The sequence below is a fragment of the Bartonella sp. HY038 genome (assembly GCF_014117425.1).
Classification (GTDB): Bacteria; Pseudomonadota; Alphaproteobacteria; order Rhizobiales; family Rhizobiaceae; genus HY038.
This window is the reverse complement of record NZ_CP059725.1, coordinates 2,521,991-2,547,578: the sequence shown is the minus strand read 5'-3', so window position 1 is coordinate 2,547,578 and position 25,588 is coordinate 2,521,991. Positions and strand designations below refer to the sequence as shown.

Genomic DNA, 25,588 nt, shown 5'->3' with positions numbered 1-25,588 from the left:
TAAAAGCTGTTAAAATAATTTTATATTAGTGACCTGTCGCTCGATTATCTAGTTGACTTAAAACAGATAAAGGCATTGCTCTTGCCGTTCCAAAGGTAATATTTTTTGCAAGGTTGGGAAATCTTGTATTCAAGATCTCTTTAAGCTTTTCATTGGCTGGATAAGGGAGAGACATGCCAATATATTGGCGATAAGAAACTTCAAACCCCTTTAATTCAATGCTTCCAAGATCTAGCCATTCATTTTCCTTTAGCTCAAAATAATTAGCGCCAAGAACGGGTTTAATGACCTCTGCAGTTTTTGTACCAAAAAATGTTTTTTCTGTTTCACCAATCCATTCGGAGTGTTGACCGTTTGTAAAACATTTTACTTCGGTGATAACATAGCGCCCCGGCTTTAATACTGTAAATGAATCAATAATGTCTTTAGCATTTAATTTTTCTAAAGAAGCTTTTTTTGAGCCAAAATCTGGAAAAGTGGCCATTCTCTTTGTTTTATCCGTAAGGCCCACAACACCATAATGTCTACCGCTTGAAGAGAGAATGGTAAATTGGCGATAGTCGATCTTTCCATCTATTAACTGTCGTACGCGAATACTCCCTGCTAAACATTCTCGCTCATATGCAAATACCCGAACAGTTGCTCGGCTTGCTTGGCTGTTTGTGAAATTGGTAATTTCGGTTACGGAGTAATCTTTACGAGCGCCGCATGAGGATATGATTACACCACAAGAAATAATACCAAGGGTATAAATTAGCTTTTTAAAAAACACAGCTTTTACCTTATATGATTGAATATTAACCACAAATTTTATACGCTTTTTAAAGGGGCAAAGTTTTGCTTGCCGCAAAGCGTAAATATTATGCGCTACTACAGAAAAATATAAACGGCGCTGCCAATAGGGGCTTGCTGTCTTCCCCATATTCTCAGCGCCGATATTTTACTATAATAGAAATTAAACGTAACTTAACTGCTATTCTTAACCAGCATATTGATTAAGAGCACGTTGTAGTGAGTTTACCTCTTGCTCAAGACGTAAAATGTCTGCTGCTGGTGTCGCGCGATTATTGCGTGCTGCACGAAGGCGAGCTTGCGCTTGATTATATTGCTGACGCAATTGGCTTGCCTTAGCTTGACGGCTTGCCGCAGTTTGTCTTAATTGGGCGGTCTGCTGTGTATAGGTTCCATTTGAAATATTGGAACGTGCACAATAATAGCCATCAAAACGAGCGTCACCCGTACAAGAGCTTTGGCAACCAGTAAGGGCTGTTACGGCGCCTAACATGCCAATGACAACCAATGGAAAAAGTTTTTTCTTTAAACCAGTCATTTCTTACTTAATCCTTTAATAAAAAGCTGCCGATATGTGTGAAAATATCGACAAATCGGCAGCTGTTAAATTATTAGCTATCAGCGCGGCTTACAGCTGTTTGCATACGAGCCAATTGGTTTTTAAGCTGATTGCGTTGCGCGGTTAACTGGGCAACACGCTGCTTAGCGGCAGCATTATTGTTATTAGCTGTTGCTCGCTTCAAATCATTAAGATCTTGATCTGCCTGATCAACATATTGGCTAACAACCTTGACATTGCCGCGGGCGCTTTCAACTTGTTTGCGATAGGCTTCTTTTGACATCTGGCCGCTTGCAAGGCTTTTCTTGCTATTAGCAAGACGAGTGGTTTCTTCAGTGATAAGGCGACCAGTCAACCCATTGATTTTGCTGTAATGGGCAATGCTCTTATCAGCATTGGCAATAATCGCGCGCAAGTCACTTTGCTCGGCTGCAATGCCGCGGGTCTGCTGATTAACGCGGTTTGCATCTGCACCACCAATAACACCGCCACCAACGCCGCCAATAATTGCGCCGCGTGTGATTGAGCGGCTATCGCCACCAGCAATTGCACCAATTGCTGCACCTGCAAGCGCACCAACGACAGCACCAGTTGCAACACCTTGTACAATGCGGGTGCGTTCAGTTTGCTGTTGACGCAAAGCAATTTCCGTTGGGGTCATCGTTGATGGGTCAATTGCACTTGTTGTATTGGTACAACCGCTTGCCAAAACTGAAACAGCTAAAAGACCTGCAACAATCCGCTTGGAAATAAATGACATTATATTCTCCTGTAATGACGATCTATATTATAACTTGCCTTGCTTCATGCCATTGCAGGAGCTGTATATGTTTTAAGCCAATTTTAAAATGATAGCTGTTATATTTAAACTTATGTCGCCATCTTTATAGGATAGTAGCTCAATTGGTCTAAATATTGGATATGTTCAAATTGATTATGAAAAAACCCACCGCCGGCATTTTTTAAATTAACCTTATCCCTCTCACCACATTTGGCTTTTAAATTGCAATTTCAAAAACTGCTGTAAAATTCCCCTTCCAGCCAGTTTCATGCAAAATATGCCGTATTTCTAATCAAGGCAGTTTATCAACAACAATATTGCAGTAAAAAACAAGTCCTTTTTTAACTAATAATTAACTTTACACAATAAATTTTGATTTCATATAAAAAAACTAGATTTGGTATAATCTTAGAGCTTTGCAATGCTAGGCGTTATTGGTTTTCAAAGAACTTCATCATTGTGAAAAGTGAAGCCGAAAAAATTAAGAGGATCTGCAATTAATATGCCTTTTAAGTTTTGACCATATGAATATTCTATTACCAATTTTTCAAAACGTTCTCGTTTAGTATAAATATCGTCAACTCTAACGGCATCTTCACATTTAAATAGATGCTTATGGATGGAAGAAAAGCAAAATTCGTCATCTTCGTCGATATCAAAGCAACATTCTATTTTTCCTTCAGCAATAACAATAGAAAGATCTTTTTCATTGATTGAAACTTTAAAGAGTTTATCGCCGCTTTTTATATAAAAAATATAATAATAGGGATGAAATTTTTTTACTCCATCCGTCTCATCAATAAAGCCGGTAACAAAACTTTCAGAAATTCCATTTTTTTTAATAAAATTCAAAATATTTTGCATTTGGTTTTACCTTTTTTTTAATATATAAAACACACTTATAAATTGGGACATAAAATACAAGCTTTTTTTAAATTTTAAAAATGGGAAAATAGATGAGTGACAAGGCATTAATTGTTATTGATATACAAAATGATTTTTGCCCTGGTGGTGCATTAGCTGTTGCCCAAGGCGATGATATTATTGCACCGGTTAATGAGCTTATTGCTTGCCATGATCATATTATTGTAACGCAGGATTGGCATCCTCACAATCATTCAAGTTTTGCGTCACAGCATGATGGCTGCGACCCTTACCAAATTATTGAAATGCCCTATGGTAAACAAGTGCTTTGGCCAGATCATTGCATTCAAGGCAGTTATGGTGCCGATTTTCACCCTGACCTTCACTGGCAAAAAAGTGAGCTTTTATTGCGCAAAGGCTATAATGCTGCAATTGATAGCTATTCGGCATTTTTTGAAAATGATCATAAAACCCCAACTGGGCTAGCAGGCTACTTAACTGAGCGCCAGATAAAAAAAATATTGCTATGCGGTTTGGCCACAGATTTTTGTGTTGCATATTCAGCAATTGATGGTGTGCGTTCTGGTTTTGAGGTAAGTGTAGTTTTAACTGCTTGCCGTGCTATTGATCTAAATGGCTCGCTTGATCATGCAATTAAAGCAATGCAAAATAATGGTGTTGAACTATTATTGACCATATAGGATGTTGATATTGCGATAAATATATCAACAGTCCTTAGGATTTTAAAACCTTCTTAATATTGCAACTTTTCACGTATATTGAAATTTTAAGGCCATTTGCCTTAGAAGTGTCTAAATTTTTGTGTCTTTGGCGTTTGATTTATTCAATAGATGGATTTACCAATCATGAAGTTTTTTGTTAGCCGTTTTTTATTACTGCTGGTATTTGGTGCTGTTTTAAGTGCCTGCACCGATGAACGTGCTATTCTTTGGCATGATAAAATGGCGACAGCTTCGTCAATTGCGGCATCTAAAGCTGCACTTATCCAACCCAAAAAACCAATTGCTGTTCAGCCGGTCTATGTTGCTACAAGTCGCGGTAAAGAAAATAATCTATATTTGCCTTTTGGTTCGAAACGTTCACCGCATTTAAATTTCGCACGTGTTGATGTTGGGATACCTGCAGCCCACCAAAAAGGTGCCGTGGAAGCTAATGGTAATAAGCCAAACTCTGGCGAGCATTTTGCTGCCGTTTCTATGCAAACCTACAAAGATAGGCAAGATTTTAAAAGTGCTTTAAATAGTGCTTTAGCAAATTTGCCACAAAAAAATAAAGAAATTCTAGTTTTTATTCATGGTTACAATAATAACTTTGCTGAAAGTACATTTAGAGCCGCGCAAATTGCCTATGATTATCAATTAAATGCTGTAACTGTTCACTATGCATGGCCATCAGGTGGTGCCTTAGGGCTTTACGTCTTTGATCGAGACAGCGCCGATTATGCTCGTGATGGTCTTGTTGAATTATTGCAATTAGTATCAGAAACAAATGCTAAGCAGGTTAGTGTTGTTGCTCACTCGATGGGTAATTATGTGACTATGGAAGCATTGCGTACTCTTGCGCTTAAAAAGCAACGTGGACCAATCAACCGTATTTCTAATCTATTGCTTGCCGCACCTGATATTGATGTTGATGTTTTTCAAATGCAGCTAAAAGATATTAATGGATTGCCAAAATCAACCGCTGTTCAAGTCTCTAGCAACGATAAAGCACTTACAGTTTCAGGAACAATCACCGGTGGCCACGCTCGCGTTGGTGATGGGTCGGATATTGCAATGCTAAATAAAGCGGGAATTGCAGTTTTTGACATGTCAAATGTTGATGGTGGCTCGCATGCGGTGTTTGCGTCATCACCAACACTGATGGCACTGGTGCAAGATGGTGCGCTTTCCCATTCGGTCCTTAAAGGCGATGAAGACAATGATGATAATGCAGCATTTCTTGCGGACGGTAATTCAGTAATAAAAGGCGCGCGGTCTTTTGTACAGGGAGCTGCATCATTGATACTTTATACACCGGCGCGTATTTTAAACGTGGCAAATTAATACGCTATTTAACTAGAGCGCATTTTGATCTGATTGGATCAGATCGGCGCTCTAATCCATTGTCTGCACCGCGTTTTTTGTCCGAAAACCGCTTCACACTTTTTGCAAAAACGCTCTAATTAAAAAAGATAGCATAATGAGTTAAAAAAAAGCCTTTGCAAATCTAATGCAAAGGCTTTTGTTTATAAGATATTTAAGCTTTATTAGTTTCTATTTCGCTTCATGGAAATGCGCTGATAATCTATTTTAAACATGCCATCAGCAAAGCGAACGCCAGTTTTTAATTCGGTGATTTGCACTGTTGTTTCTTGGTTTTGTCGATCAATCATGGTCCATTGTCTTAATTCGTAGGTCTTGGGGTCAAATATTAGCTTTAGCTTGCCGCCACCCATGGTTTTATCGGCAATTTCCATCACGGCAACTTTATCATTTGTAGAAAATGCTAATAATTTACCGCCACTTAAATCAATTTGATTATCAAGCAATAATTTCATTGGCGTTTGGTTAAGCTGATAAAGATCCCATGTATCAAGCTTTTTATTATGAATAACCACCGATTTGCCATCAGCAATTACGCGTATATCCGAGCCCTTATAGGTGAAGCGGATTTGTCCAGGGCGCTCCATGTAAAATGTGCCTTCTGTCATTTCACCTTTTGGACCAATTTGAATAAAATCACCGGTCATGGTTTTTATTGAAGCAAAGTGGTTAGCAATTTCTTGGGCTGTTACTTGTTGGCTTTGGGGCTGGTTTTGGGCTTGCGCAAGCATTGGCGTAATTGAAACAGCGCTAAGAGCTAATGGCAAAGCAATAAAAGCAAGGCGTAATTTTTTCAATAATTTCATCTTCATCCTCTAAATTCTTGCTAAAGCCTTTTTGAGTGTTGTCGAGTTTGAGCAATGAAATGCTTTGGCTATTTGCAAATGTTCAATGTCAAAAAAAATCGCAAAACCGATTATAAACTAGGCTTAGATTTTATTTTTCTGGTTTTTTCATAGCAATATTTTGATAATTAATTCTAAACATTCCGTCAGCAAAACGTACATTACTACGTAAATTGGTAATTTGCACAGTGGTTTCAAGATTTTGACGGTCTATCATAGTCCATTGTTTAAGCTCGTTGGTTTTTGCATCAAATATTAAACGCAGCTTACCACCACCCATGGTTTTATCAGTAATTTCCAAAGTGGCTGCATTTTTATCGCTTACGAAATTTAATAATTTGCCGCCGCTTAAATCTATTTTGCTGTCGAGCAGAAGTTTCATCGGTGTTTGGCTAAGCTGATATAGATCCCAAGTATCTAATTTTTTATTATTGATGACTACTGACTTGCCATCAGAAATGACACGGATTGGGGAGTTTTTATAGGCAAAACGAATTTTACCGGGGCGTTCTAAGTAGAATGTGCCTTCGCTCATTTCGCCTTTGGAGCTAAATTGAACGAAATCGCCAGTCATTGTGGTTATGGCAGCAAAATGATCAGCAATTTTTTGTGCTGCAGCTTGTTTATTACCTGCTTGGCTTACGTTTGCAGCATTATTTTGCGCCAATAATGGCGATGTGGCAAAGCTGCTGAATAAGACGGCGATTAAACTTGTTTTTATGAGTTGGAAACCACGCATAGAATTACCTCATTGTTTTAAGGCAAGTATCTCATATTGCCAATTAATCAAAACTCTAACTATTGGCTATGGCTGTTTCATGGCGCAAATCTGTTGACTTCGCGATTTTTCCATTTCATTTAAACATAAAAACCGTGTGATTGCGGTCTTTATGGTGTTTTATGAAATCATCTTTTTAATAATTTTCATTGCCGTCTTCTAACAATATTTCTCGTTTGCCGGCATGGTTGGCAGGGCTAATAATGCCTTCCTCTTCCATGCGTTCAATGATAGAGGCCGCACGGTTGTAGCCAATGCCAAGGCGGCGCTGAATGTAGGATGTTGAGGCTTTCTTGTCGCGAAGAACAATAGCAACGGCTTGATCATAGGGATCTTCACTATTGGCCATGTTACTATTATTGCTTGAATTATCACTTTCGTCATCGCCTTGGTCTTCCATGACAGCATCAAGATATTCTGGTGTGCCTTGGGTTTTAAGGTGATTTACAATGGTTTCTACTTCATGATCGCCGATAAATGGTCCATGTACGCGTTGAATGCGGCCGCCGCCCATCATAAACAGCATATCGCCTTGGCCCAATAATTGCTCGGCGCCTTGTTCGCCAAGTATTGTGCGACTGTCAATTTTAGAAGTAACCGAAAAGGAAATGCGGGTTGGGAAGTTGGCTTTAATCGTACCGGTAATAACATCAACGGACGGGCGCTGGGTTGCCATAACTACGTGGATACCTGCAGCACGTGCCATTTGCGCTAAACGTTGTACCGCGCCCTCAATTTCTTTGCCGGCAACCATCATCAAGTCGGCCATTTCGTCAATGATAACCACAATATAGGGCATGGTTGTCATATCAAAATGTTCGGTTTCAAAAATCGGCTTGCCTGTTTCATTATCAAAGCCAGTTTGCACGGTGCGTGATAGGCTTTCGCCATTTTCTTTTGCCTTTTGCAAACGCTCATTAAAGCCGTCAATATTGCGCACGCCAAGTTTGGACATGTTGCGATAACGCTCTTCCATTTCACGCACCGCCCATTTTAATGCGACAACAGCTTTTTTGGGGTCGGTTACAACCGGCGTTAGCAAATGCGGAATACCGTCATAGACTGACAGTTCCAGCATTTTAGGGTCTACCATGATAAGGCGGCATTCTTGTGGTGTATGCTTATAAAGAAGTGACATAATCATGGTGTTAATAGCGACAGATTTACCCGAGCCAGTGGTACCTGCAACGAGCACATGGGGCATTTTGGCAAGATCTGCAATAACCGCATTGCCACCAATCGTTTTACCTAAGGCAAGGCCAAGCTTTGCTTTACTATCGCGATAATCACGGGTTTCAAAAATTTCACGTAAATAAACTGTTTCACGATGTTTGTTCGGTAATTCAATACCAATAGCATTGCGACCTGACACCACAGCAATACGGGCAGATATCGCACTCATATTGCGAGCAATATCATCGGCAAGGCTGATAATACGTGATGATTTCACCCCCGGCGCCGGCTCAAACTCATAAAGTGTAACCACAGGCCCCGGCCTTACATCAATGATTGCACCCTTTACCCCAAAATCTTCTAAAACGCGGGCAAGAAGTTCGGCATTTTGCGCCAATTGATCTTTGGAAAGCGAAGCATCTTTAAAGGTTTCTTTTGGTTCAGCTAAGAACTCTAGATGAGGCAATTCAAAGCCATTGCTAGTGGTTTTTTTGGTAATGTTACTTTGCCGACGTGTATCTTGCTTGCGATCTGCGGTAAGGCTTTGCCGCGTTTCTATCGCCACGCGCTCATTATTGTTGGGCATTGCATTATGATCGCCACGCTCGTCAATGTCTTGGCTAAAGTTTGGCTCAACACGTTGGTTCGATGTTGTGGTTTGTCTTGCTGTGCGTATTTCCGTTTGCTTGTTTGATGGCTTACGCTGTTCTTTTAAGGCAAATTTTTCGGCGCGCTTTGCTTTGATCCGTGCAAAAAATGCTGATACGCGCATGAATAGATGCATGGTTAAACCAAACATCGTCACAAAGATGCCGGCACGCGGCGCATCTTCATAATCTTCAACGCGGTTGGATCGTTTAACTTCTGCTAATTTTTGGCGCTTTTTAGCTTTATTGCGCCCAATTACTGCGCCAGCATAGGCAGCGGTTATCAAAGCAAGGGGGGTAAAAACAATAGCAATAACAATATCGCGTAATGTTTTGGGCATGAAGGACAGTAATTGGTCAAAAAAGCCTAAAAACTTATCACCAACAACGCCGCCGAGGCCCATTGGCATAGGCCAACCTGCAATAGGAGGAATAGTTGCAATAGCGGTTGCAAAGAAAATGCCTGAAAGTCCCCATAGAATGATGCGGGTTATGGGCTTTGGAATATCGCGTTGCATCAGTAATAAAATTGCCCAAAAAAATGGTGGCAATAAATTAACCGGAGCTGCAAGGCCAAAAAACTGCAAGGCAATATCCGCATAGGCTGCGCCCCAAAAACCAAGCTGGTTGGTAACGGGGTTATTATTGGCAAAGCTTAATGATGGGTCGGCAAAATTCCAAGTAGCAAGAGCGGTGCCAGCAAGACCAATTAAAATAAGTAGGCCAAGACCTAAAAATGTACCAAGCTGACGAAAAAGCACATGGCTAAAGCGTGGTGCTTGATAGTCGTCTTCATCTGGTAAATTATAAGCAGAGTGCCCTTGTCTCATTTTAAAATCCTAAATGCGATCCAACCTAAAACGGTTTTAATTTTGGAAATTATAGCAAGCGAGAGTTAAGGGCAAATTAACCTAAAGTTGCGGACCAACAATTAAATTGGATTAGAAAAGACAAGAATTGTCCTTTGCAACGAATAATTTTAGCAGCTTAATCTTTTATTATTCGTGGCTTTGGGGTAAAATAATCGGCACAACCATATCTATCCATTGGATTTCACGAGAAAATTTTAGTTTTTTTGTTCGTGAAATAATGCGTTTAAATGGTTTTTTGGTGAAACGGTTTGAACACATACGCCGTAACAATTAGCCAATAAGGAAATAAGAATGATGGTTTAAAAAGAAAAACCTTTAAATATCTCCCGAACAAAAAACTATTTTTCGCAATTAGGATTATCTAGCCATCTTTTTGGATTTAACTCTCTTGGAAATGGAATGTGTTATTGTATCACTTATAATTATTTACCAAAAGAAGATTGGGCAGTTTTTTATAGTGAGATCGGAAATCGATATGACGTTAAAGAATTCGCTAATGAAGATGATGCATGTAGATATTTAATCGATACCGTCATTTCTTCTTTTTTGCACCACATAAATACTTCAGAAGAAAGTCGCAAAAATGGAAAATTTATATTTTCTGATGAGTTCCCTTAGGGATATAAATTAATAATTATTGATGGTCTCACAAAAATTATTGTGTTTTTTAAGATTAAATCCGCAGCTGATATTGTTGAATGTAATCAACCGCTCTTTAAGGCATCGCCCCATTCAAGGCGGCGCGCCTGTTTAAATAAATCACCGTCACGGCGCGTAATTTGGCGTATTTCAACATTGCCTTTATCAGTGCAAAGCTTAAAAGCAAAGCGGCCACTGCTTTTTTGTGGATGGCTTAAAATACGCGCTTCAATCTGTTGTGGTGCAAAACGCGACGCAACAAGATAGCAAAATTTTTCATCCTCATAAGGGACTTCTGCTTGCTTGGTAAGGCGATGAAGTTTTGAGCGTGCGAGGCGCACCGAAAAATGACACCAATCCTCTTGGGTTTTGCTGTCAATTTTTGCATTTAATTGCGTTAAAGGGCAGGGGGCTAAATGTGCGCAAGGGGCAGCAATAAAGGCACCAAGCTTTTCAAGGTTTTGCCGCTGGCGTAAAATGCGTTTCCAACCTGCCGGCGTGCCGGGCTCAATAATCACCAATGCACCTGCACATTTTTGCCAAAGGCTGCTTATCAACCTATCTTGCTGGTCATCGTGCAATTCATCAAGAACAAAACCCAAGGTGACAAGGTCAGCAATTGGCAGAGCGTCAAGAGCTGCTTGTTTGCTTAAATCCTCATGGCACCATGTAACCGTTTGATTAATATGGCTGGTTTTTTGGCATAATTGCTCGCCAATTTTTTGAATGTCGCCACTTTGCTCAAAAAGGCTTATATTTTCAAGGGTTTCAAAAACTTCGCGTGCCGCAAAAAATACTGTTCCGGGTCCAGAGCCCGCGTCAAGCATAGTTTTAGGGGCAAAATCTCCAAGCACAGCATAAGCTTCATCAAGCGCCTTATAGGCGGCGGCAAAGGTTGCCGGTAGCCGTGCAGCAATATAGGCTTTTGCCGCCATGGAACTATCAAGATGCATGCGGCCATCGCGTGTTTCAGTACGATAACGCTGGCTCAATCGTTTTGAGGCATTGCTCAACTCGTTGATTGAAACATTGGCTAAAAGCTCTTCACCAGCTTGCCGCAAGTCTGCAGGTAGTTCCATTTGGGTTCAAACTCAATTTTAAAAATGAAATGGTTTTAAAATGAAATAGCTTAAGTTTTTGCAAGCACATTCAATAATTCATCGACGCAATTGGCTAGCTTTTCATCAATTATATGGAGATATAGCTGCCAATCGTCAATATGGTTGATTTCATGTTTGCCATCAGAAATACCGCGCAAACCAATAAGCGGCAGATTAAATTGTTGGCATGCCCGCAATACTGCATAGGTTTCCATGTCAACCATATCTGCATCAATCTCATTATAGGCACTGCCTGAAACAACATTACTGCCGGTTGATAGCCGAGCTTTTGGCAGGTTGTTTAAAAAGCATGGCAATTCTATTTCTTTTGGCAGGTCTAAAAATGGCGTTAAGCCTTTTTCAACGCCAAATGCGCTCGCATCAATATCGCGCCAAGAAACCGACGCTACTTGATAAACGCCTGTTTGATGCAAATTTTGTGCGCCGGCAGAGCCAAGAGAAATGACATAATCGGGTAGGCAATTTTGTGCGCTTAAGTTTGATAATGCAATGGCGGTATTTACGGCCGCTTCAACTGGCCCAACACCAATAAAAAGCGGGGTAAAAATCTGTTTTAGCTTTTCCCCATATTCAGCTTGAGCTGCCATGAGAAACAGAAATTTTTTACCCGTTTTTTCAGTTAAGATTGCCTTTATTGCCATTATGCTTTCTTTTCAAGGACGCTGATATAAAACCCATCTGTCTGCGTGCTTTTAGGTGACAAAACAATACCATGCTTTGAAAAATGTGGCGCTGGGCTTTTGGCAGACATGCGCTTTTGCCATAGGTCTTGCATATCGATTTTTTGCAAATTGGGTTCACGTGCCAAAAGACTGGTTATTTGCTCATCATTTTCAGGCGCAAAAAGTGAGCAAGTAATATAAACAAGGCGGCCATTATCTTTGACAAACTCAAGGGCATTATCAAGCACTTGGCGTTGCTCTTCAACGCGGCGTTCTAGCTGTGTTTCAGTAAGGCGCCATTTCGCGTCTGGTCGACGGCGCCATGTGCCAGTACCTGTGCATGGTGCATCAACCAATACACAATCCATTTGGCCTTTTAATGGGGTTAATTCTTTTAGATTAGCATGCGCTTGGCTATTGCGCACGCCGGCACGGCGCAAGCGGTCAAAAATTGGCGCAAGACGGCTTTTTTCCGCGTCATATGCGTGAATTTGGCCACGATTATCCATTTGGGCGGCAAGGGCCATGGTTTTACCACCAGCGCCAGCGCAATAATCAAGAATTTGTTCATGGCCGTTAGCATCAACCAAGTGAGCTGCAATTTGCGAGCCAAGGTCTTGCACTTCAAACCAACCTTTTTGGAAAGCCGGTTCAGCTTGCACATTTGGGTGGCGGCCTAGTCCTTCAATGGGGGCAATGCGAATTGCTTCATCATACCAGTCAACTGGCTGAGCATGTGTTTCTGCTAGCTCTTTCAACACGCGTTCGCGATTAGATTTTAAACTATTAACGCGCAAATCAAGTGGTGGGCGCTCGCCAAGGGCAGCGGCTTCTTTAATCCAATTAACGCCAAATAGGTCTTGGAAATAAGTTATAGACCATTGTGGAATATCAGCTTGTATATAATCGGCTGCATCAGCAATATTAGCATTTTGCCAATGGTTGCGTGTGTTTCCATCCAATTGTTCTGGCGCAAAACGGTCATCATGCAATGCTGCATCAAGGGTTGCAAAATTCATGCCGCCTTCGCTCATTAAAGCGCCAAAGGCTAATTTTTCAATACTATTATCGCCCATGCGATAAGCAATGGATAGACGGCGACGCAAAGCATCATAAACGATATTACCTATTGCAGCCCTATCGCCAGATCCTGCAAAGCGGTGGGAAAGTCCCCAATCTTTTAATGCGTCAGCTGCAGGACGTTTGCGTGTCTCAATATCTTTTAAAACTTCAATCGCTGCTTGAAGACGGCCGCCCAATCGCATTTTTTATTCCTACCTTTATCAATGATGTGATGTTACTCGCATCACTGCTTTACGACTTACAAACTACGCATTTATAAAGCATTGCAGTTTATAATTTTTATTCATGCTTGCTATAATGAAAAAATGGAATAAGGGCAAGGGCTGAGAAATTGGTTATGGATATCCTTTTTGCTGTGTAAAGGGTTGAGTAAATAATACCTCCATAAGTGCTTTTTGTTACAATACAGTCAAGTATTCATGGCATTCATGGAGGCGTAGGTTTCAAAAAATATATTAAAAAGCGCGATTATAGGATTTTGGCACAAAATCTACAGGGCTAAAATCTGCACCTTTTTGATTATATTGGGCGTTTAATAGCCAATAGGGATCGCGTAATAAGCCTCTGCCGACCGCAATAAGATCAGCTGCATTGCTACCTAACACAAAATCAGCAACCTGCGGATCATCTAACATGCCAACCGCAATAACCGGAACGGCCGTTGCTTGTTTAACCGCATCTGCAAGATATACCTGATAACCAGCATGAAAAGTTGGTGTATGGTTGGGGTCTAATTTGCCGTCTCCGCCACCGCTCACATGAAGAACATCTGCGCCGGCTGCAACAAAACGTTTGGCAACTTGGCATCCATAATCAACATCAAATCCATTTTCGCCATATTCTTGTGCTGATATTCGCACGAAAAGGGGCATTTCAGCCGGCATGACCTCTTTTGCAGCTTTAATAACCCGCTCACCAAATAGCATTTTGTCTTTGCCATATTCATCATCGCGAAGATTCATTTTAGGCGAATAGAATTGATGAATGAGATAGCCATGGGCGCCATGCAATTCAATGGCATCAAAGCCAGCTTCAACAGCGCGTTTAACGCTATTGCGAAATGCTACCACTATTTCATCAATTTCATCAATACTCAATGCGTGGGGCATTTGATAAGACCATTTGCCATCCCCTGCGTCAGCACTTCCATCATATATCATGGCTGATGATGAAACGACATTGGTTGTGCCAAGCGCTTTGCGTCCTGCATGGGCAATTTGGATGGCTATTTTTGCGCCTTGTTGATGGGCAGCATCAACAATGGGTTTAAATGCATCTCTTTGTTCATCATTCCATAAGCCTAGGCAATTAGGTGAAATACGCCCATTGGCGGCAACATTGGTCATTTCAACAATGATGAGTCCAACACCGCCAACAGCGCGCGATGCATAATGAATATGATGCCATTCATTAGGCATTCCATCCTGTGCTTGATATTGACACATGGGCGGCATAACGACGCGGTTTTTTAATTCAAGGTTTTTAATATTATATGCTGTATTGAGATAACGCAATTTTGCCATTTGAATTAATCCTAACTTAAAATAAATCTGCTTGAAGCCTATCCCAGCTGCTGTTATCAGTAAAATAAATGATTTGTATAATTAGTATAAATATGGATAATATCAAGACGCTTGATCTTAATTTATTAAAAGCTTTAAATGCACTTTTAGAAGAGTGTAATGTTACAAAAGCAGCCAATAAATTATCGCTGACGCAACCTGCGGTGAGCAGCATGTTAAATCGATTGCGTGACAAATTTAATGACCCATTATTTGTGAGAAGTTCGCATGGCATCGTGCCGACCGACCGCGCCTTAAGCTTGGCAGCGCCTGTAAAGCAAATTTTGTCTGATATTGATAAGCTCGTTCAACCGGTGGTTTTTGATCCAGCATTTTTAGATGTAACCTTCAAAATTGCCGCCAATGATAATGATATGCAGGTGATTGGGCTTCCCTTTATTCTTGCATTAAAAAAAATTGCACCACGGGTAAATCTTTCTTTTATTTCTTACCACCATGTTGATGTGCAATCGATGTTGGCGCGCGGTGAACTAGATCTTATTTTAACCGACCCAAAAAATTCGCCACCATTATTACGTAGTCGTATTATTTATCATGAGCGTTATGTTTGTTTGATGCGTAAAGATCACCCTATGGCGCAAAAACAAAATTTGACGCTTGATGAGTTTTGTTCACTTGAACATGTTTTGGTGTCGAATGATGGTGGGCAATTTTATGGTGTTAGCGATGAAGCATTGGCAAAAATTGGTCGTAAGCGCCGAGTGTCATTATCGGTAACCAGCTTTTTAATGTTACCTAGTATTTTGCAAAAAAGTGATTTTATAACCGTTGCACCCGAACGACTGGCTAAAAGCTTTACCAATTTAGCATTGCTACCGCCACCTTTGGAGATTAGCGGCTATACAAAAATTATGGCATGGCATGAACGTAATCATCACGATCAGATACAAAAATGGCTGCGCCAATTAATGCTACAGTCATTTTCGTAATAGCTAATGCGTTTTTTAGTGAATGTGATTTTCTGGCTTTTCAAATATCCAAATCGCCTGTTTTGATTGAAATTGGCGTTAAGCGCGGGTTGGGAGAATGCGGTCTGGTGGGCGATGATGATCGACAAATGCGCGGATATTGATAATGACTTTTTCGCCCATATCAATCCGGCTTTCAATAGTTGCTGAACCCATATGGGGTAGTAAAACCACCCGACCACCTTTGGCAAGCTCAAGCAAGCGTGGATTAATGGTGGGCTCATTTTCAAATACATCAAGACCAGCACCAGCTAAGTGATCATTTTCAATTGCGGTGATAAGTGCTTCTTCATCAATTAACTCACCACGCGCGGTATTAACAATATAAGCACTTTTTTGCATTGCTTTAAGTCGCTCGGCTGAAAGTAAATGGAATGTTGCAGGTGTTGATGGACAATTGATGGATACAATATCCATATTTTTGAGCATCTCGTCGAGATTTTCCCAATAGGTTGCACCTAAAGCATCTTCAATAGCGTTATTGGCGCGACGGCGATTATGATAATGAATGGAAAGCCCAAAGGCGCGTGCGCGTCTTGCAACGGCTGTACCAATGCGCCCCATGCCGATTATACCGAGCTTTTTACCCCAAATTCGCCGGCCTAGCATCCAATTTGGTGACCAACCGGGCCAAAAATTTCCAGATTTACTGTTTAAAACATTAGCACCCTCAACCAAACGCCGTGGCACTGAAAGAATAAGTGCCATAGTCATATCTGCGGTGTCTTCCGTTAAAACATTGGGGGTATTGGTAACAATAATACCACGGCTAGTGGCTGCAGCAACGTCAATATGATCAGTGCCATTACCAAAACTTGCGATAAGTTTTAATTGTGGTCCTGCTTTTGCAATTAATTCAGCGTCAATGCGATCATGAATCGTTGGAACCAAAATTTCCGCAATTTTTATTGCTTCAATCAATTGGCTTTTAGTCATTGCTTGGTCTGGCGCAAGACGGACGTCAAAAAGCTCTCCCATTCGCGTCTCAATCGGATCAGGTAATTTACGAGTTAAAACAACAAGTGGCTTTTTTTGATCGGTCATTCCGTATCCCAAATGTTTAAAGTAAAAAATTCTACAATTTAATCAACCTGTTAAGTTGAAAAGAACGTCCGTATATTTTAAAGATGCCTGTTAATAAAAACTAACAATAAACAAAGATCATATATTTTGCATTCTATTGACTGCTCATTAACCAGCTTGGCATATAGCTATGCAGATAATGAGATATGCTGACTGCATATTCTATTCAAATGTTTAGCATTTGCCAGTTTAAATGCAATAAAAATTTAATTGGAATGACAATGAGGTTGGTTGTGCAATTTTCTGCTATTTTGAGAACATCGCTTTTGATATTTGCGACCCTATTGGCTGGGGGCGGATTGGCTATGGCCCAAGATTCTGAAAGCCAAGATAATGGGGTGGTAAACGAAACCGCGCAAGTTGCGCCGACAAATCTTGGCAAAAATAGCCAATTACCAATTCCGCGCTTTGTTAGTTTGAAATTTGACAAAATCAATGTTCGTGTTGGTCCCGACTCAAATAAATATAAAATTGCCTGGGTTTACAAGAAAAAAGGGTTGCCTGTTGAAATCATAGCTGAGTATGATCAATGGCGCCGTATTCGTGATGCAAATGGTGAAACAGGCTGGGTAAATGGTGGGCAGCTTGATGGAAGGCGTACGGCCATGACTGCGCCTTGGGTTAAGGATGACCAATTATTTGTTATGCGAAAAACACCTGATAACGAAGGCGCCTTGGTCGCAGAAGTGCAATCAGGCGTTATAGGCAATGTACGTGCTTGCGATGGCATGTGGTGCGAGATGGAAATCCATGGTTACCGTGGCTATTTAAAGCAAATGGACCTTTGGGGGGTGTATCCTGGTGAAGAAATCAAAAAATAAAGGAATAAAAGTGCTTTTGATAAAAACTAAAATTTTTAAATAAAAGTGCCTTATATATTTTTCTCTATCCCCCTATTAATATTGATAGGGGGATAAATTAAGCAATTATGCTGCAGGTTGGTTGACAGCTTCATCAATAATTGATTCGACTGGCTGCGGTGCAGGCATTTTCATCATCAAGCGCAAAAGACGGGCAATGGTTTCTTTTAAGTCAAGGCGGGAAACCACCATATCAACCATGCCGTGGTCTTTAAGATATTCAGCGCTTTGGAAGCCTTCAGGCAAAGTTTCACGGATTGTTTGCTGAATAACGCGGGCACCAGCAAAGCCAATTGTTGCACCTGGTTCAGCTATATGGATATCGCCAAGCATTGCATAAGAGGCAGAAACGCCGCCAGTTGTTGGGTTAGTTAATACCACAATATAGGGGAGTTTTGCTTCTTTCATACGCTCTATCGCAACGGTGGTGCGTGGCATCTGCATTAAGGATAAAATACCTTCTTGCATACGTGCGCCGCCCGATGCCGTAAATAGAACAAGTGGGCGATGTTCGGCGATGGCTGTTTCAAAAGCTTTTACAATTGCTTCGCCAGCTCCCATACCTAAAGATCCGCCCATAAAGGAAAAATCCTGAACGGTTGCAATGATTGGCAAACCTTCAATAGTGCCGCGTGCATTAACGATAGCATCATCCATGCCCGTGCGGGAACGATAATCCTTAAGGCGGTCAATATAACGCTTTTCATCGCGAAATTTTAACGGGTCGGTCACAACCTTGGGGTTTTCCAAAGTTTCATAAACGCCATCATCCATAAAATGCTTTAAGCGATCCTTGACCGGAATACGCATATGATGACCAGAAGCGGGAATCACATATTGGTTTTCAACCAGATCCTTATGGAATACCATTTCACCGCTGATAGGATCTTTGATCCATAGGTTTTCAGGCATATCACGTCGACCCAACATTGAATTAATTTTGGGCCTAACAAAATTTGTAATCCAGTTCATCTCTTTAGGCTTTCCTTCCAGATCATTTTTGCGCAACTTAATCTAAAATGATCAATAAATTCTTATCAGCTGATTTTTGGCATTTTCTATGCCTTAATGGCAATATTAATATTTCTTATAAATACACAAAATGGCAAAAATGAAAAGCCTTGACGACAATCTTGATCAATAAGCAAAAAATACTAGTTTTTCTCTTCTTAGATTATATGTTGAAAAATTTTGATGTTTTGAAAAGTCTAGATGGGTTGGGTTTTGATATTGGCAGTAATCGACAATGAGTATTCAAAGTAGGGCTCATTGATTTTACATCAGTAAAAAATAATTCAATGCAAAACAAGTATAAGATAAAAAACCAAAAAAAAAGCCGGACAAAAGTCCGGCAAGTTATGAAGGTGCCATCTAGGGCAAAACCTTCAGAGGGGAACACTCAAGAAAATGCAATGGGAGGAGACAAATTCTTGAGACCTCTGAATATTGCTCTTTTTTTCATCACAATACAACTAACACTATAGCAAGGCAGATATGCATTTTTGCATGGCTTATAGATTTTAGGCATTATGCGTAATTACTCAGCAAAAATTGATTAAATAAAACGCGGAATTAGATTTATTTTCGATTGAAAATAATAATTGCTCAATTTTTGTGCAATTAGCTGTAGGTGTTTTCCGGGGTAATAATTGGCGCCTAGTTTAATAATTCTATAGGTCATACTTCTATGCAGAATATTGGCAACGCAAATATATGTCTTCACTGTCAAAGAAATGGAAACAAGTCGTTACGATTTATCCACTTCACAAATGGTTCTATTGAGATACTTTAAGGACAAGTTATCATAAACCAAAAGGAATCTTTCATGCGCCTTATCAAGACCCTTGCTACTGTTGCTCTTCTTGCTGTAAGCAGCAGCTTTGCACATGCTGCTTCAATTGAGGCTCCACAAGGCAATTATTCTTTGGATCCAAACCACACTAATTTGCTTTGGAGTGTTTCGCACTTTGGTCTTTCAAATTATATTGCTCGCTTTGACAAGATTGAGGGTAACCTTGTTCTCGATCCATCAGATGTTTCAAAGTCAACTCTTGAAGTTACTGTTGATCCAGCTTCGGTTGATACAAATCACCAATCAGAACCAAATAAGTTTAATGAAGAATTGGCTGGCGAAAAGTTCTTTGATGTTGCTCAATATAAAACCATTACTTTCAAATCAACTGCGATTGAAGTAACTGGCGAAAAAACTGGTAAAGTAACTGGTGACTTGACATTCCATGGTGTAACCAAGCCTGTAACTTTGGATGTTACTTTTAATACAGCTCTTACTCCACATCCAATGACAAAAAAGGCAGCTCTCGGTTTTTCAGCTAAAGGCGTTATCAAGCGCTCTGAATTTGGTTTAAGCGCCATGGTGCCAATGGTTAGCGATGATGTAAATTTGGTTATTGAAACCGAATTCCATCAGCAATAATAGTTTAATCCGCCCTATGCTTTGCCATTTTGGCGCATAGGGCGGATTTTTATAAGCATCTTAAAATTCTGTTTTTAACTTATTTTTTATGCAGTCCGGCTGCAATAAGATCTTGTTTGCTGACATTGCCCTGTAAAGTGCAAGAAATACTGACAACATTTGTTTTTTTACTTTGTTCGATAATAAGCACTTTTTCAGCAACTTTTGGTTTTGGCATGGTTCCATGCAATGCAGCTCTATTTGGCTGCCATTTGCCATTCTTTCCAGTTTTTATCATCGGATTATAAATATAAATACCTCTATCTTGAATCAATTGATTATTTTTAGAGAGTAAAGAGATAATCTGTTTTAATGATTGTTTTGTTTCAAATCCCCAATAATAAAATTTGCCTTGTGGTCCAGAAATTCCAAGTTTCTTAAGCGAATCAAAGTCAGAATAATCAATCGTGAATTTATTGATTTTTATACCTTCAGGGGATGTATAATTTAAAGGTATGGATAAACTTCCCTTCGCTTCAATATTGGTTGTATTCAGTTGGCTTGTTATCCCTTTAAGGCTAGGTATATTTTTGATTTCCTTAAAAAAATTGCTGTCGCATTGCATTAATGCTTCAACTGCCGATTGAGGAGTTGTTTGGGCGTTTGCGCTACTCAATACGCTTAAAGATAAGAGTGCAAAAGCACTGGTCAAAATTTTCTTCATGAAGTCCAGCCTTGTTTTAAATAACCATATGGGCGTAAAATAATGTGCTATACTATTAGTTTAATGGATATTTCCTAATCTCAAAATCATAAAATAATGACTTTATATTGCAATATCTCTTTAGTTGATTTTTGTAAAAATTAAATACCGTTACGATATAAAAGTCATTTGCATTTCTCTATCGCCTGTAAGGAAATGGCTTTTTTCTATAATTTTAGATAATTTTTGTTTTATTTCGATAAAGTCCGTTGTAAAAGGCATTTATGAAACATTATGGCAAAAATATATTTATAATATGTAGCAGACGAATTGAGGGGCGAATTAGTCGCCCGGCCTTTTATCTGACCAATTAGGTCATGGAAAGGTCCGGGATTTTATGCCGTTTAATGGTGGGTAACCATTAATTAAAGTCAGCGCTATTGCGCTTTGTTGCCAATTCCAATTTGCCTATATTGATCATTTCAATATAATAAGCTTATTTCCAATTATATTGTCAAAAAGACAATCAGAAAGATTTTTCAATGACTGATACTAACCAGACAATTGATTATTCCACCACGTTATTTTTGCCAAAAACAGATTTTCCCATGCGCGCAAGCTTGCCGCAGCGTGAGCCAGAGATTTTGGCGAAATGGCAAGAAATGAATCTTTACAAAGTGTTGCGCGAAGAAGCAAAGGACCGTCCCCTATATGTTTTGCATGATGGCCCTCCTTATGCCAATGGCAATATTCATATCGGCCATGCGCTCAATAAAATTTTGAAAGATGTTATTACCCGTTCTTTTCAAATGCGTGGTTTTAATGCCAATTATGTCCCCGGTTGGGATTGCCATGGCTTGCCAATTGAATGGAAAATTGAAGAAAAATACCGCAATGCCGGTAAAAATAAAGACGATGTTCCAGTCAATGAATTTCGTCAAGAATGCCGCGAATTTGCAGCCCAGTGGATTGGGCTTCAATCAGAAGAATTTAAGCGCCTTGGTGTTATCGGTGATTTTGAACAGCCTTATACGACTATGGCTTTCCACGCCGAAGCACGTATTGCCGGCGAATTGATGAAATTTGCTATGAGTGGCCAGCTTTATCGCGGCTCAAAGCCAGTTATGTGGTCAGTGGTTGAACGCACAACTTTGGCTGAAGCTGAAGTTGAATACCATAGCCATGTTTCTGATGCTATCTGGGTTAAATTTCCAGTCAAAGATACACAGGCAGAAGATCTTAAAGACGCATTTGTTGTTATTTGGACAACGACACCTTGGACAATTCCAGGTAACCGCGCTGTTTCTTTTTCGTCAAAAATTGCCTATGGACTTTATGAGATTGTAGCGGCTGAAAATGATTTTGGGCCGCGAGTTGGTGAAAAAGTCATTTTTGCTAATAATCTTGCACAAGCTTGCGCAGAAAAAGCAAAGCTTAGCTTTAAAAAGTTGCGCGATGTCAATAGTGATGAACTTGACGCAACTCTCCTATTCCACCCATTGCAAGGTTTTGGCGGCGGCTATGAATTTACTGTACCGCTTCTTGATGGCGATCATGTCACAGACGATGCAGGTACTGGCTTTGTGCATACGGCGCCAAGCCATGGCCGTGAAGATTTTGACATCTGGCTTTCATCAACCCGTAAATTGCAAAGTCTTGGCATTGATCCAAGTATTCCTTTCCCTGTTGATGATGGTGGTTTTTATACCAGTGACGCACCGGGCTTTGGCGCTGATCGTGAAGGTGGCGCGGCCCGTGTTATCGATGATAATGGTAAAATGGGGGACGCCAATAAATCTGTGATGGATGAGTTGATTGCCCGCAATCATCTTTTCGCACGTGGCCGTATCACTCATGATTATCCCCATAGTTGGCGGTCCAAAAAGCCGGTTATTTATCGCAATACACCGCAATGGTTTGTCTATATGGACAAAGATCTTGGCGATGGCACAACATTGCGTAGCCGTGCCTTAAAAGCGGTTGAGGAAACACGTTTTGTGCCGCAAGCTGGGCAAAATCGCTTGCATGCGATGATGAAAGATCGCCCTGATTGGGTGTTATCGCGCCAACGTACATGGGGCGTACCAATTGCTATTTTCGCCAATGAAGACGGCGAGATCTTACTTGATGAAGCGGTGAATTCACGCATTCTAGAAGCCTTTGAAGTGGAAGGTGCAGACGCTTGGTTTAAAGAAGGTGCGCGTGAGCGTTTCCTTGGTAGCCGTGCAGGTGAACCTTGGCAGATGGTAAGTGACATTTTAGATGTGTGGTTTGATTCTGGTTCCACTCATACATTCACCTTGGAAGACCGTCCTGACCTTAAATGGCCTGCGGATCTTTATCTTGAAGGTTCAGATCAGCATCGCGGTTGGTTCCACTCATCAATGTTAGAAAGTTGTGCAACACGCGGCCGCGCGCCTTATAATGCCGTTCTAACCCATGGTTTTACCTTGGATGAAAAGGGCCGAAAAATGTCAAAAGCGGTTGGCAATGTTATTGCACCGCAGGAAATCATCAAACAATCTGGCGCTGATATTTTGCGTCTTTGGGTGATGAATACCGATTATTGGGAAGATCAACGCCTTGGGAAGAATACTTTCCAAACCAGTGTTGATTCTTATCGTAAATTGCGCAATGTTATGCGGTGGATGCTTGGTACTCTTGCCCATGATAGCGGCGAAGATGTTGCCTATGCGGATTTGCCAGAACTTGAAAAACTGATGCTTCATCGCCTTTATGAATTAGACGAAGTGGTGCGCACAGAATATAATGCTTTTGATTTTAAACGCATCAGTCGTGCTTTGCTTGATTTTTGTATTGTTGATCTATCGGCATTTTATTTTGATATCCGCAAAGATTCGCTTTATTGCGATGCTCCATCATCCATTCGCCGTAAGGCCGCCTTGCAAACCGTGCGCCATATTTTTGAACGTATTGTTACTTGGCTTGCTCCTATGTTGCCATTTACTTGTGAAGAAGCTTGGCTTGCCCATTATCCAAATGCAAAAACTGTGCATATTGAGCAATTTAGACAAACACCGGCAGAGTGGCGCAATGATGAAGTTTCTGAGCGTTGGCGTAAAGTGCGCCATGTGCGTAAAGCGATTACTGGTGCCTTAGAACTTGAACGTGCTGATAAGCGCATTGGTTCTTCGCTTGAAGCTGCACCAATTGTTTATATCAATGATGTTGAATTGTTGAAAGCAGTTGAGGGCCTTGATATGGCCGAAATTGCTATCACTAGTGATATTATGATCACCAATGCACCAGCACCTAGCGACGCATTTAGTATGGATGAAGTTGCCAATGTTGCCGTGTTGCCACAAAAAGCAACGGGCGTTAAATGCGCGCGTTCATGGCGCTATACGCAGGATGTTGGTAGTGATCCAGAATATCCAGATGTCTCAGGGCGCGATGCATTGGCATTGCGGGAGTTAAAAGAATTAGGTCTTTTGACTAACTAAATTAAGTACGTTGAAAGTTTAACCGCTTTCAACGTATTTTTGCCTTGCTGCTGCCTGAATTATGCATTAAGCGAAATTTAATCATATGCTCTTGATTTATGATTATGTGTCATGATGCAAGGATATATAGTGGGATTCAAGTGGACTAAGGATGCAAGCATATTAAAATCTTGCATTTTTTGTCTAAATTTGCGACACCTGCTTGTGATTTATTGATTGTAGGCATTATTTGTCAGCAATTTAAAATACCATTGATTACAGATTTCTGAAAAATTTAATGGTAGTTTAATCGGTAAATAATTGCTAGCATAGCTAAAATTACCGTAATTTTGATAGGTTACGTTATCGGCATTATGTGGTATTATATTATCGCCATATAATAATTGAAGAAATAGATCGTTTGAAGCGAACTATTTGGTTGAAAAATGAATAGTCGTCTTTATTGGTTGTAAAACTGGCCCAAGATGATTGATCCTAAAAAGGATGATGACTAAGGTGAGCAAACTAAAAACAGGTATTATCATTACTGGAACTCTAGTATTGAGCATTAGTGTGTCTGGCTGTGTCAGCGGCCCAACCTATGGTACGGATAAATCATCCGGCCAACAAATGGTTGATGATTTTTCAAACCTTTTCTCATTTAGGACAAATAAAAATTCCGGCATTGAAGTAAAGCCACGACCTGAACTTGTGCGCCCTAATGAGGCAACAAAAAACAATTTGCCAACCCCTCAGCAAAGTGTTGCAAGTGCAGGTTCGCCAGATTGGCCAGAATCACCTGAACAAAGACGCAATCGTTTGCGTGCTGAGGCGACAGCTAATCAAAATAATCCTGATTATGTATCGCCAATCACCAGTTCTCCTGGTAATGCCGAGCGTTATTTATCATCTGGTATTGATGCTGCTGCTGATCGTGCTGATAGAATGCCTACTCAGGCTGTCGCGAAAAAGCAACGCGAAGAATATTTGCGTCGTAAAAAGGAAGCTAGCGGCGGCACCGCAACAGAGCGTAAATATTTGAGTGAGCCGCCTATTGCTTATCGCCAACCTGCTGCCACCGCACCAGTTAATGAGCAAGGTCCGGACGAAGCGCAAAAAGAGCGTGAACGTAAGGCTAAATCAGGTAAGAAAAGCAGCATTTGGCCATTTTAAACTAAAGTATATAATGATTGAATTCAAAGCCAGCTTGTTAGTTCAAGTTGGCTTTTTTGTTATATACCAAATTAATTAAAATAAAATATGCTTGTGGTCGTAGCAAATGCGTTTGATATTTTTAAATATTAAATAAAATGGGTAGAAGCTTGTTTAAAATCAGTTAAGCCTTAGAGTTTGACGTTAAAAGTTTTAAATACAATCAACAATTGCCGGTGTTATTAAAAACTAAAAAATATTAGCTGCCGCTGTAGAGTGCGACTCACCTTAATTTACACTAGTTTATAATATTTAATTTCGCCTAATTAAGCTGTTTAACTAATTTAGTATATTGCGCCAATGATATGCATGGCTAATAGGCGGTTATTTTTAAGCTAAAATGTGGTTTTATTAACCCTTAATCGGATTCTTATACAAAACGGCTTCACACTCTTCCATAAA

The 25,588-nt window shown here is 40.4% G+C and carries 21 protein-coding genes; 7 read left to right on the top strand and 14 right to left on the bottom strand.

Annotated features, from left to right (window positions below; translation table 11 throughout):
* Window positions 1-25: 25 nt before the first annotated feature.
* The 4 genes from H3299_RS11000 to H3299_RS10985 all read right to left on the bottom strand — a co-directional run bounded on the left by H3299_RS11000 (window position 26) and on the right by H3299_RS10985 (window position 2,996).
* Window positions 26-922: a hypothetical protein gene (locus tag H3299_RS11000; protein WP_182417710.1), complete on the bottom strand. Its 897-nt coding sequence runs from the start codon at window positions 920-922 to the stop codon at window positions 26-28.
* Between the two features lie 57 nt (window positions 923-979).
* Entirely contained in the window at window positions 980-1,330 is a 351-nt protein-coding gene (locus H3299_RS10995) for a hypothetical protein (RefSeq protein ID WP_182417709.1), read from the bottom strand.
* A 73-nt stretch (window positions 1,331-1,403) separates the two neighbouring features.
* Window positions 1,404-2,111, bottom strand: a complete 708-nt coding sequence (locus tag H3299_RS10990; protein WP_182417708.1) for a glycine zipper domain-containing protein — start codon at window positions 2,109-2,111, stop codon at window positions 1,404-1,406.
* Window positions 2,112-2,573: 462 nt separating this feature from the next.
* Window positions 2,574-2,996 carry a hypothetical protein gene (locus H3299_RS10985; RefSeq protein ID WP_182417707.1) on the bottom strand — a complete coding sequence of 141 codons (423 nt, stop codon included), beginning with the start codon at window positions 2,994-2,996 and terminating at the stop codon, window positions 2,574-2,576.
* 92 nt (window positions 2,997-3,088) lie between these two features.
* Between H3299_RS10985 and pncA the strand changes: the two genes are divergently transcribed.
* Both pncA and H3299_RS10975 read left to right on the top strand, forming a co-directional pair.
* Window positions 3,089-3,697, top strand: coding sequence for a bifunctional nicotinamidase/pyrazinamidase (gene pncA, locus H3299_RS10980; protein WP_182417706.1), 609 nt, complete (start codon window positions 3,089-3,091; stop codon window positions 3,695-3,697).
* A gap of 165 nt (window positions 3,698-3,862) precedes the next feature.
* On the top strand, window positions 3,863-5,062 hold the full coding sequence (locus tag H3299_RS10975) for an alpha/beta hydrolase (protein WP_182417705.1): 1,200 nt from the start codon (window positions 3,863-3,865) through the stop codon (window positions 5,060-5,062).
* Window positions 5,063-5,265: 203 nt separating this feature from the next.
* Here the strand turns inward: H3299_RS10975 and H3299_RS10970 are convergent, their stop codons facing one another.
* The 7 genes from H3299_RS10970 to H3299_RS10940 form a co-directional block, all read right to left on the bottom strand.
* Window positions 5,266-5,832 carry an outer membrane lipoprotein carrier protein LolA gene (locus tag H3299_RS10970; RefSeq protein WP_371739846.1) on the bottom strand — a complete coding sequence of 189 codons (567 nt, stop codon included), beginning with the start codon at window positions 5,830-5,832 and terminating at the stop codon, window positions 5,266-5,268.
* A gap of 205 nt (window positions 5,833-6,037) precedes the next feature.
* The gene (locus H3299_RS10965; RefSeq protein WP_182417703.1) at window positions 6,038-6,685 is read right to left on the bottom strand and encodes an outer membrane lipoprotein carrier protein LolA; all 648 of its coding nucleotides are present in this window, start codon (window positions 6,683-6,685) and stop codon (window positions 6,038-6,040) included.
* A gap of 175 nt (window positions 6,686-6,860) precedes the next feature.
* On the bottom strand, window positions 6,861-9,374 hold the full coding sequence (locus H3299_RS10960) for a DNA translocase FtsK (protein WP_182417702.1): 2,514 nt from the start codon (window positions 9,372-9,374) through the stop codon (window positions 6,861-6,863).
* A gap of 746 nt (window positions 9,375-10,120) precedes the next feature.
* Complete coding sequence (locus H3299_RS10955; protein WP_182417701.1) at window positions 10,121-11,134, bottom strand: small ribosomal subunit Rsm22 family protein; 1,014 nt, start codon at window positions 11,132-11,134, stop codon at window positions 10,121-10,123.
* A 50-nt stretch (window positions 11,135-11,184) separates the two neighbouring features.
* Complete coding sequence (locus H3299_RS10950; protein WP_182417700.1) at window positions 11,185-11,817, bottom strand: 5'-methylthioadenosine/S-adenosylhomocysteine nucleosidase; 633 nt, start codon at window positions 11,815-11,817, stop codon at window positions 11,185-11,187.
* Window positions 11,817-13,103 carry an RsmB/NOP family class I SAM-dependent RNA methyltransferase gene (locus tag H3299_RS10945; protein WP_182417699.1) on the bottom strand — a complete coding sequence of 429 codons (1,287 nt, stop codon included), beginning with the start codon at window positions 13,101-13,103 and terminating at the stop codon, window positions 11,817-11,819. The genes H3299_RS10950 and H3299_RS10945 overlap by 1 nt, the downstream gene beginning before the upstream one ends.
* A 273-nt stretch (window positions 13,104-13,376) precedes the next feature.
* Window positions 13,377-14,444 (bottom strand): NADH:flavin oxidoreductase/NADH oxidase, encoded by a 1,068-nt coding sequence (locus H3299_RS10940; RefSeq protein ID WP_182417698.1) that lies wholly within the window; start codon window positions 14,442-14,444, stop codon window positions 13,377-13,379.
* A 92-nt stretch (window positions 14,445-14,536) separates the two neighbouring features.
* Here H3299_RS10940 and H3299_RS10935 point away from each other — a divergent pair, with 92 nt between their 5' ends.
* Window positions 14,537-15,433 carry a LysR family transcriptional regulator gene (locus H3299_RS10935; protein WP_182417697.1) on the top strand — a complete coding sequence of 299 codons (897 nt, stop codon included), beginning with the start codon at window positions 14,537-14,539 and terminating at the stop codon, window positions 15,431-15,433.
* A 78-nt stretch (window positions 15,434-15,511) separates the two neighbouring features.
* Here H3299_RS10935 and H3299_RS10930 read toward each other — a convergent pair whose 3' ends face one another.
* Window positions 15,512-16,516 (bottom strand): D-glycerate dehydrogenase, encoded by a 1,005-nt coding sequence (locus tag H3299_RS10930; RefSeq protein WP_182417696.1) that lies wholly within the window; start codon window positions 16,514-16,516, stop codon window positions 15,512-15,514.
* Between the two features lie 344 nt (window positions 16,517-16,860).
* Here H3299_RS10930 and H3299_RS10925 point away from each other — a divergent pair, with 344 nt between their 5' ends.
* Window positions 16,861-17,376, top strand: a complete 516-nt coding sequence (locus H3299_RS10925; protein ID WP_182417695.1) for an SH3 domain-containing protein — start codon at window positions 16,861-16,863, stop codon at window positions 17,374-17,376.
* 105 nt (window positions 17,377-17,481) lie between these two features.
* Here H3299_RS10925 and accD read toward each other — a convergent pair whose 3' ends face one another.
* Window positions 17,482-18,387: an acetyl-CoA carboxylase, carboxyltransferase subunit beta gene (accD, locus tag H3299_RS10920; protein ID WP_182417694.1), complete on the bottom strand. Its 906-nt coding sequence runs from the start codon at window positions 18,385-18,387 to the stop codon at window positions 17,482-17,484.
* 853 nt (window positions 18,388-19,240) lie between these two features.
* Here accD and H3299_RS10915 point away from each other — a divergent pair.
* On the top strand, window positions 19,241-19,849 hold the full coding sequence (locus H3299_RS10915; protein WP_182417693.1) for a YceI family protein: 609 nt from the start codon (window positions 19,241-19,243) through the stop codon (window positions 19,847-19,849).
* A 79-nt stretch (window positions 19,850-19,928) separates the two neighbouring features.
* On the opposite strand, the gene H3299_RS10910 is transcribed toward H3299_RS10915, so the two are convergent.
* Complete coding sequence (locus H3299_RS10910; RefSeq protein ID WP_182417692.1) at window positions 19,929-20,552, bottom strand: hypothetical protein; 624 nt, start codon at window positions 20,550-20,552, stop codon at window positions 19,929-19,931.
* 521 nt (window positions 20,553-21,073) lie between these two features.
* Here H3299_RS10910 and ileS point away from each other — a divergent pair.
* Both ileS and H3299_RS10900 read left to right on the top strand, forming a co-directional pair.
* Window positions 21,074-23,995, top strand: coding sequence for an isoleucine--tRNA ligase (ileS, locus tag H3299_RS10905; RefSeq protein ID WP_182417691.1), 2,922 nt, complete (start codon window positions 21,074-21,076; stop codon window positions 23,993-23,995).
* A gap of 495 nt (window positions 23,996-24,490) precedes the next feature.
* Complete coding sequence (locus H3299_RS10900) at window positions 24,491-25,147, top strand: hypothetical protein (RefSeq protein ID WP_246708065.1); 657 nt, start codon at window positions 24,491-24,493, stop codon at window positions 25,145-25,147.
* Window positions 25,148-25,588 lie beyond the last annotated feature (441 nt).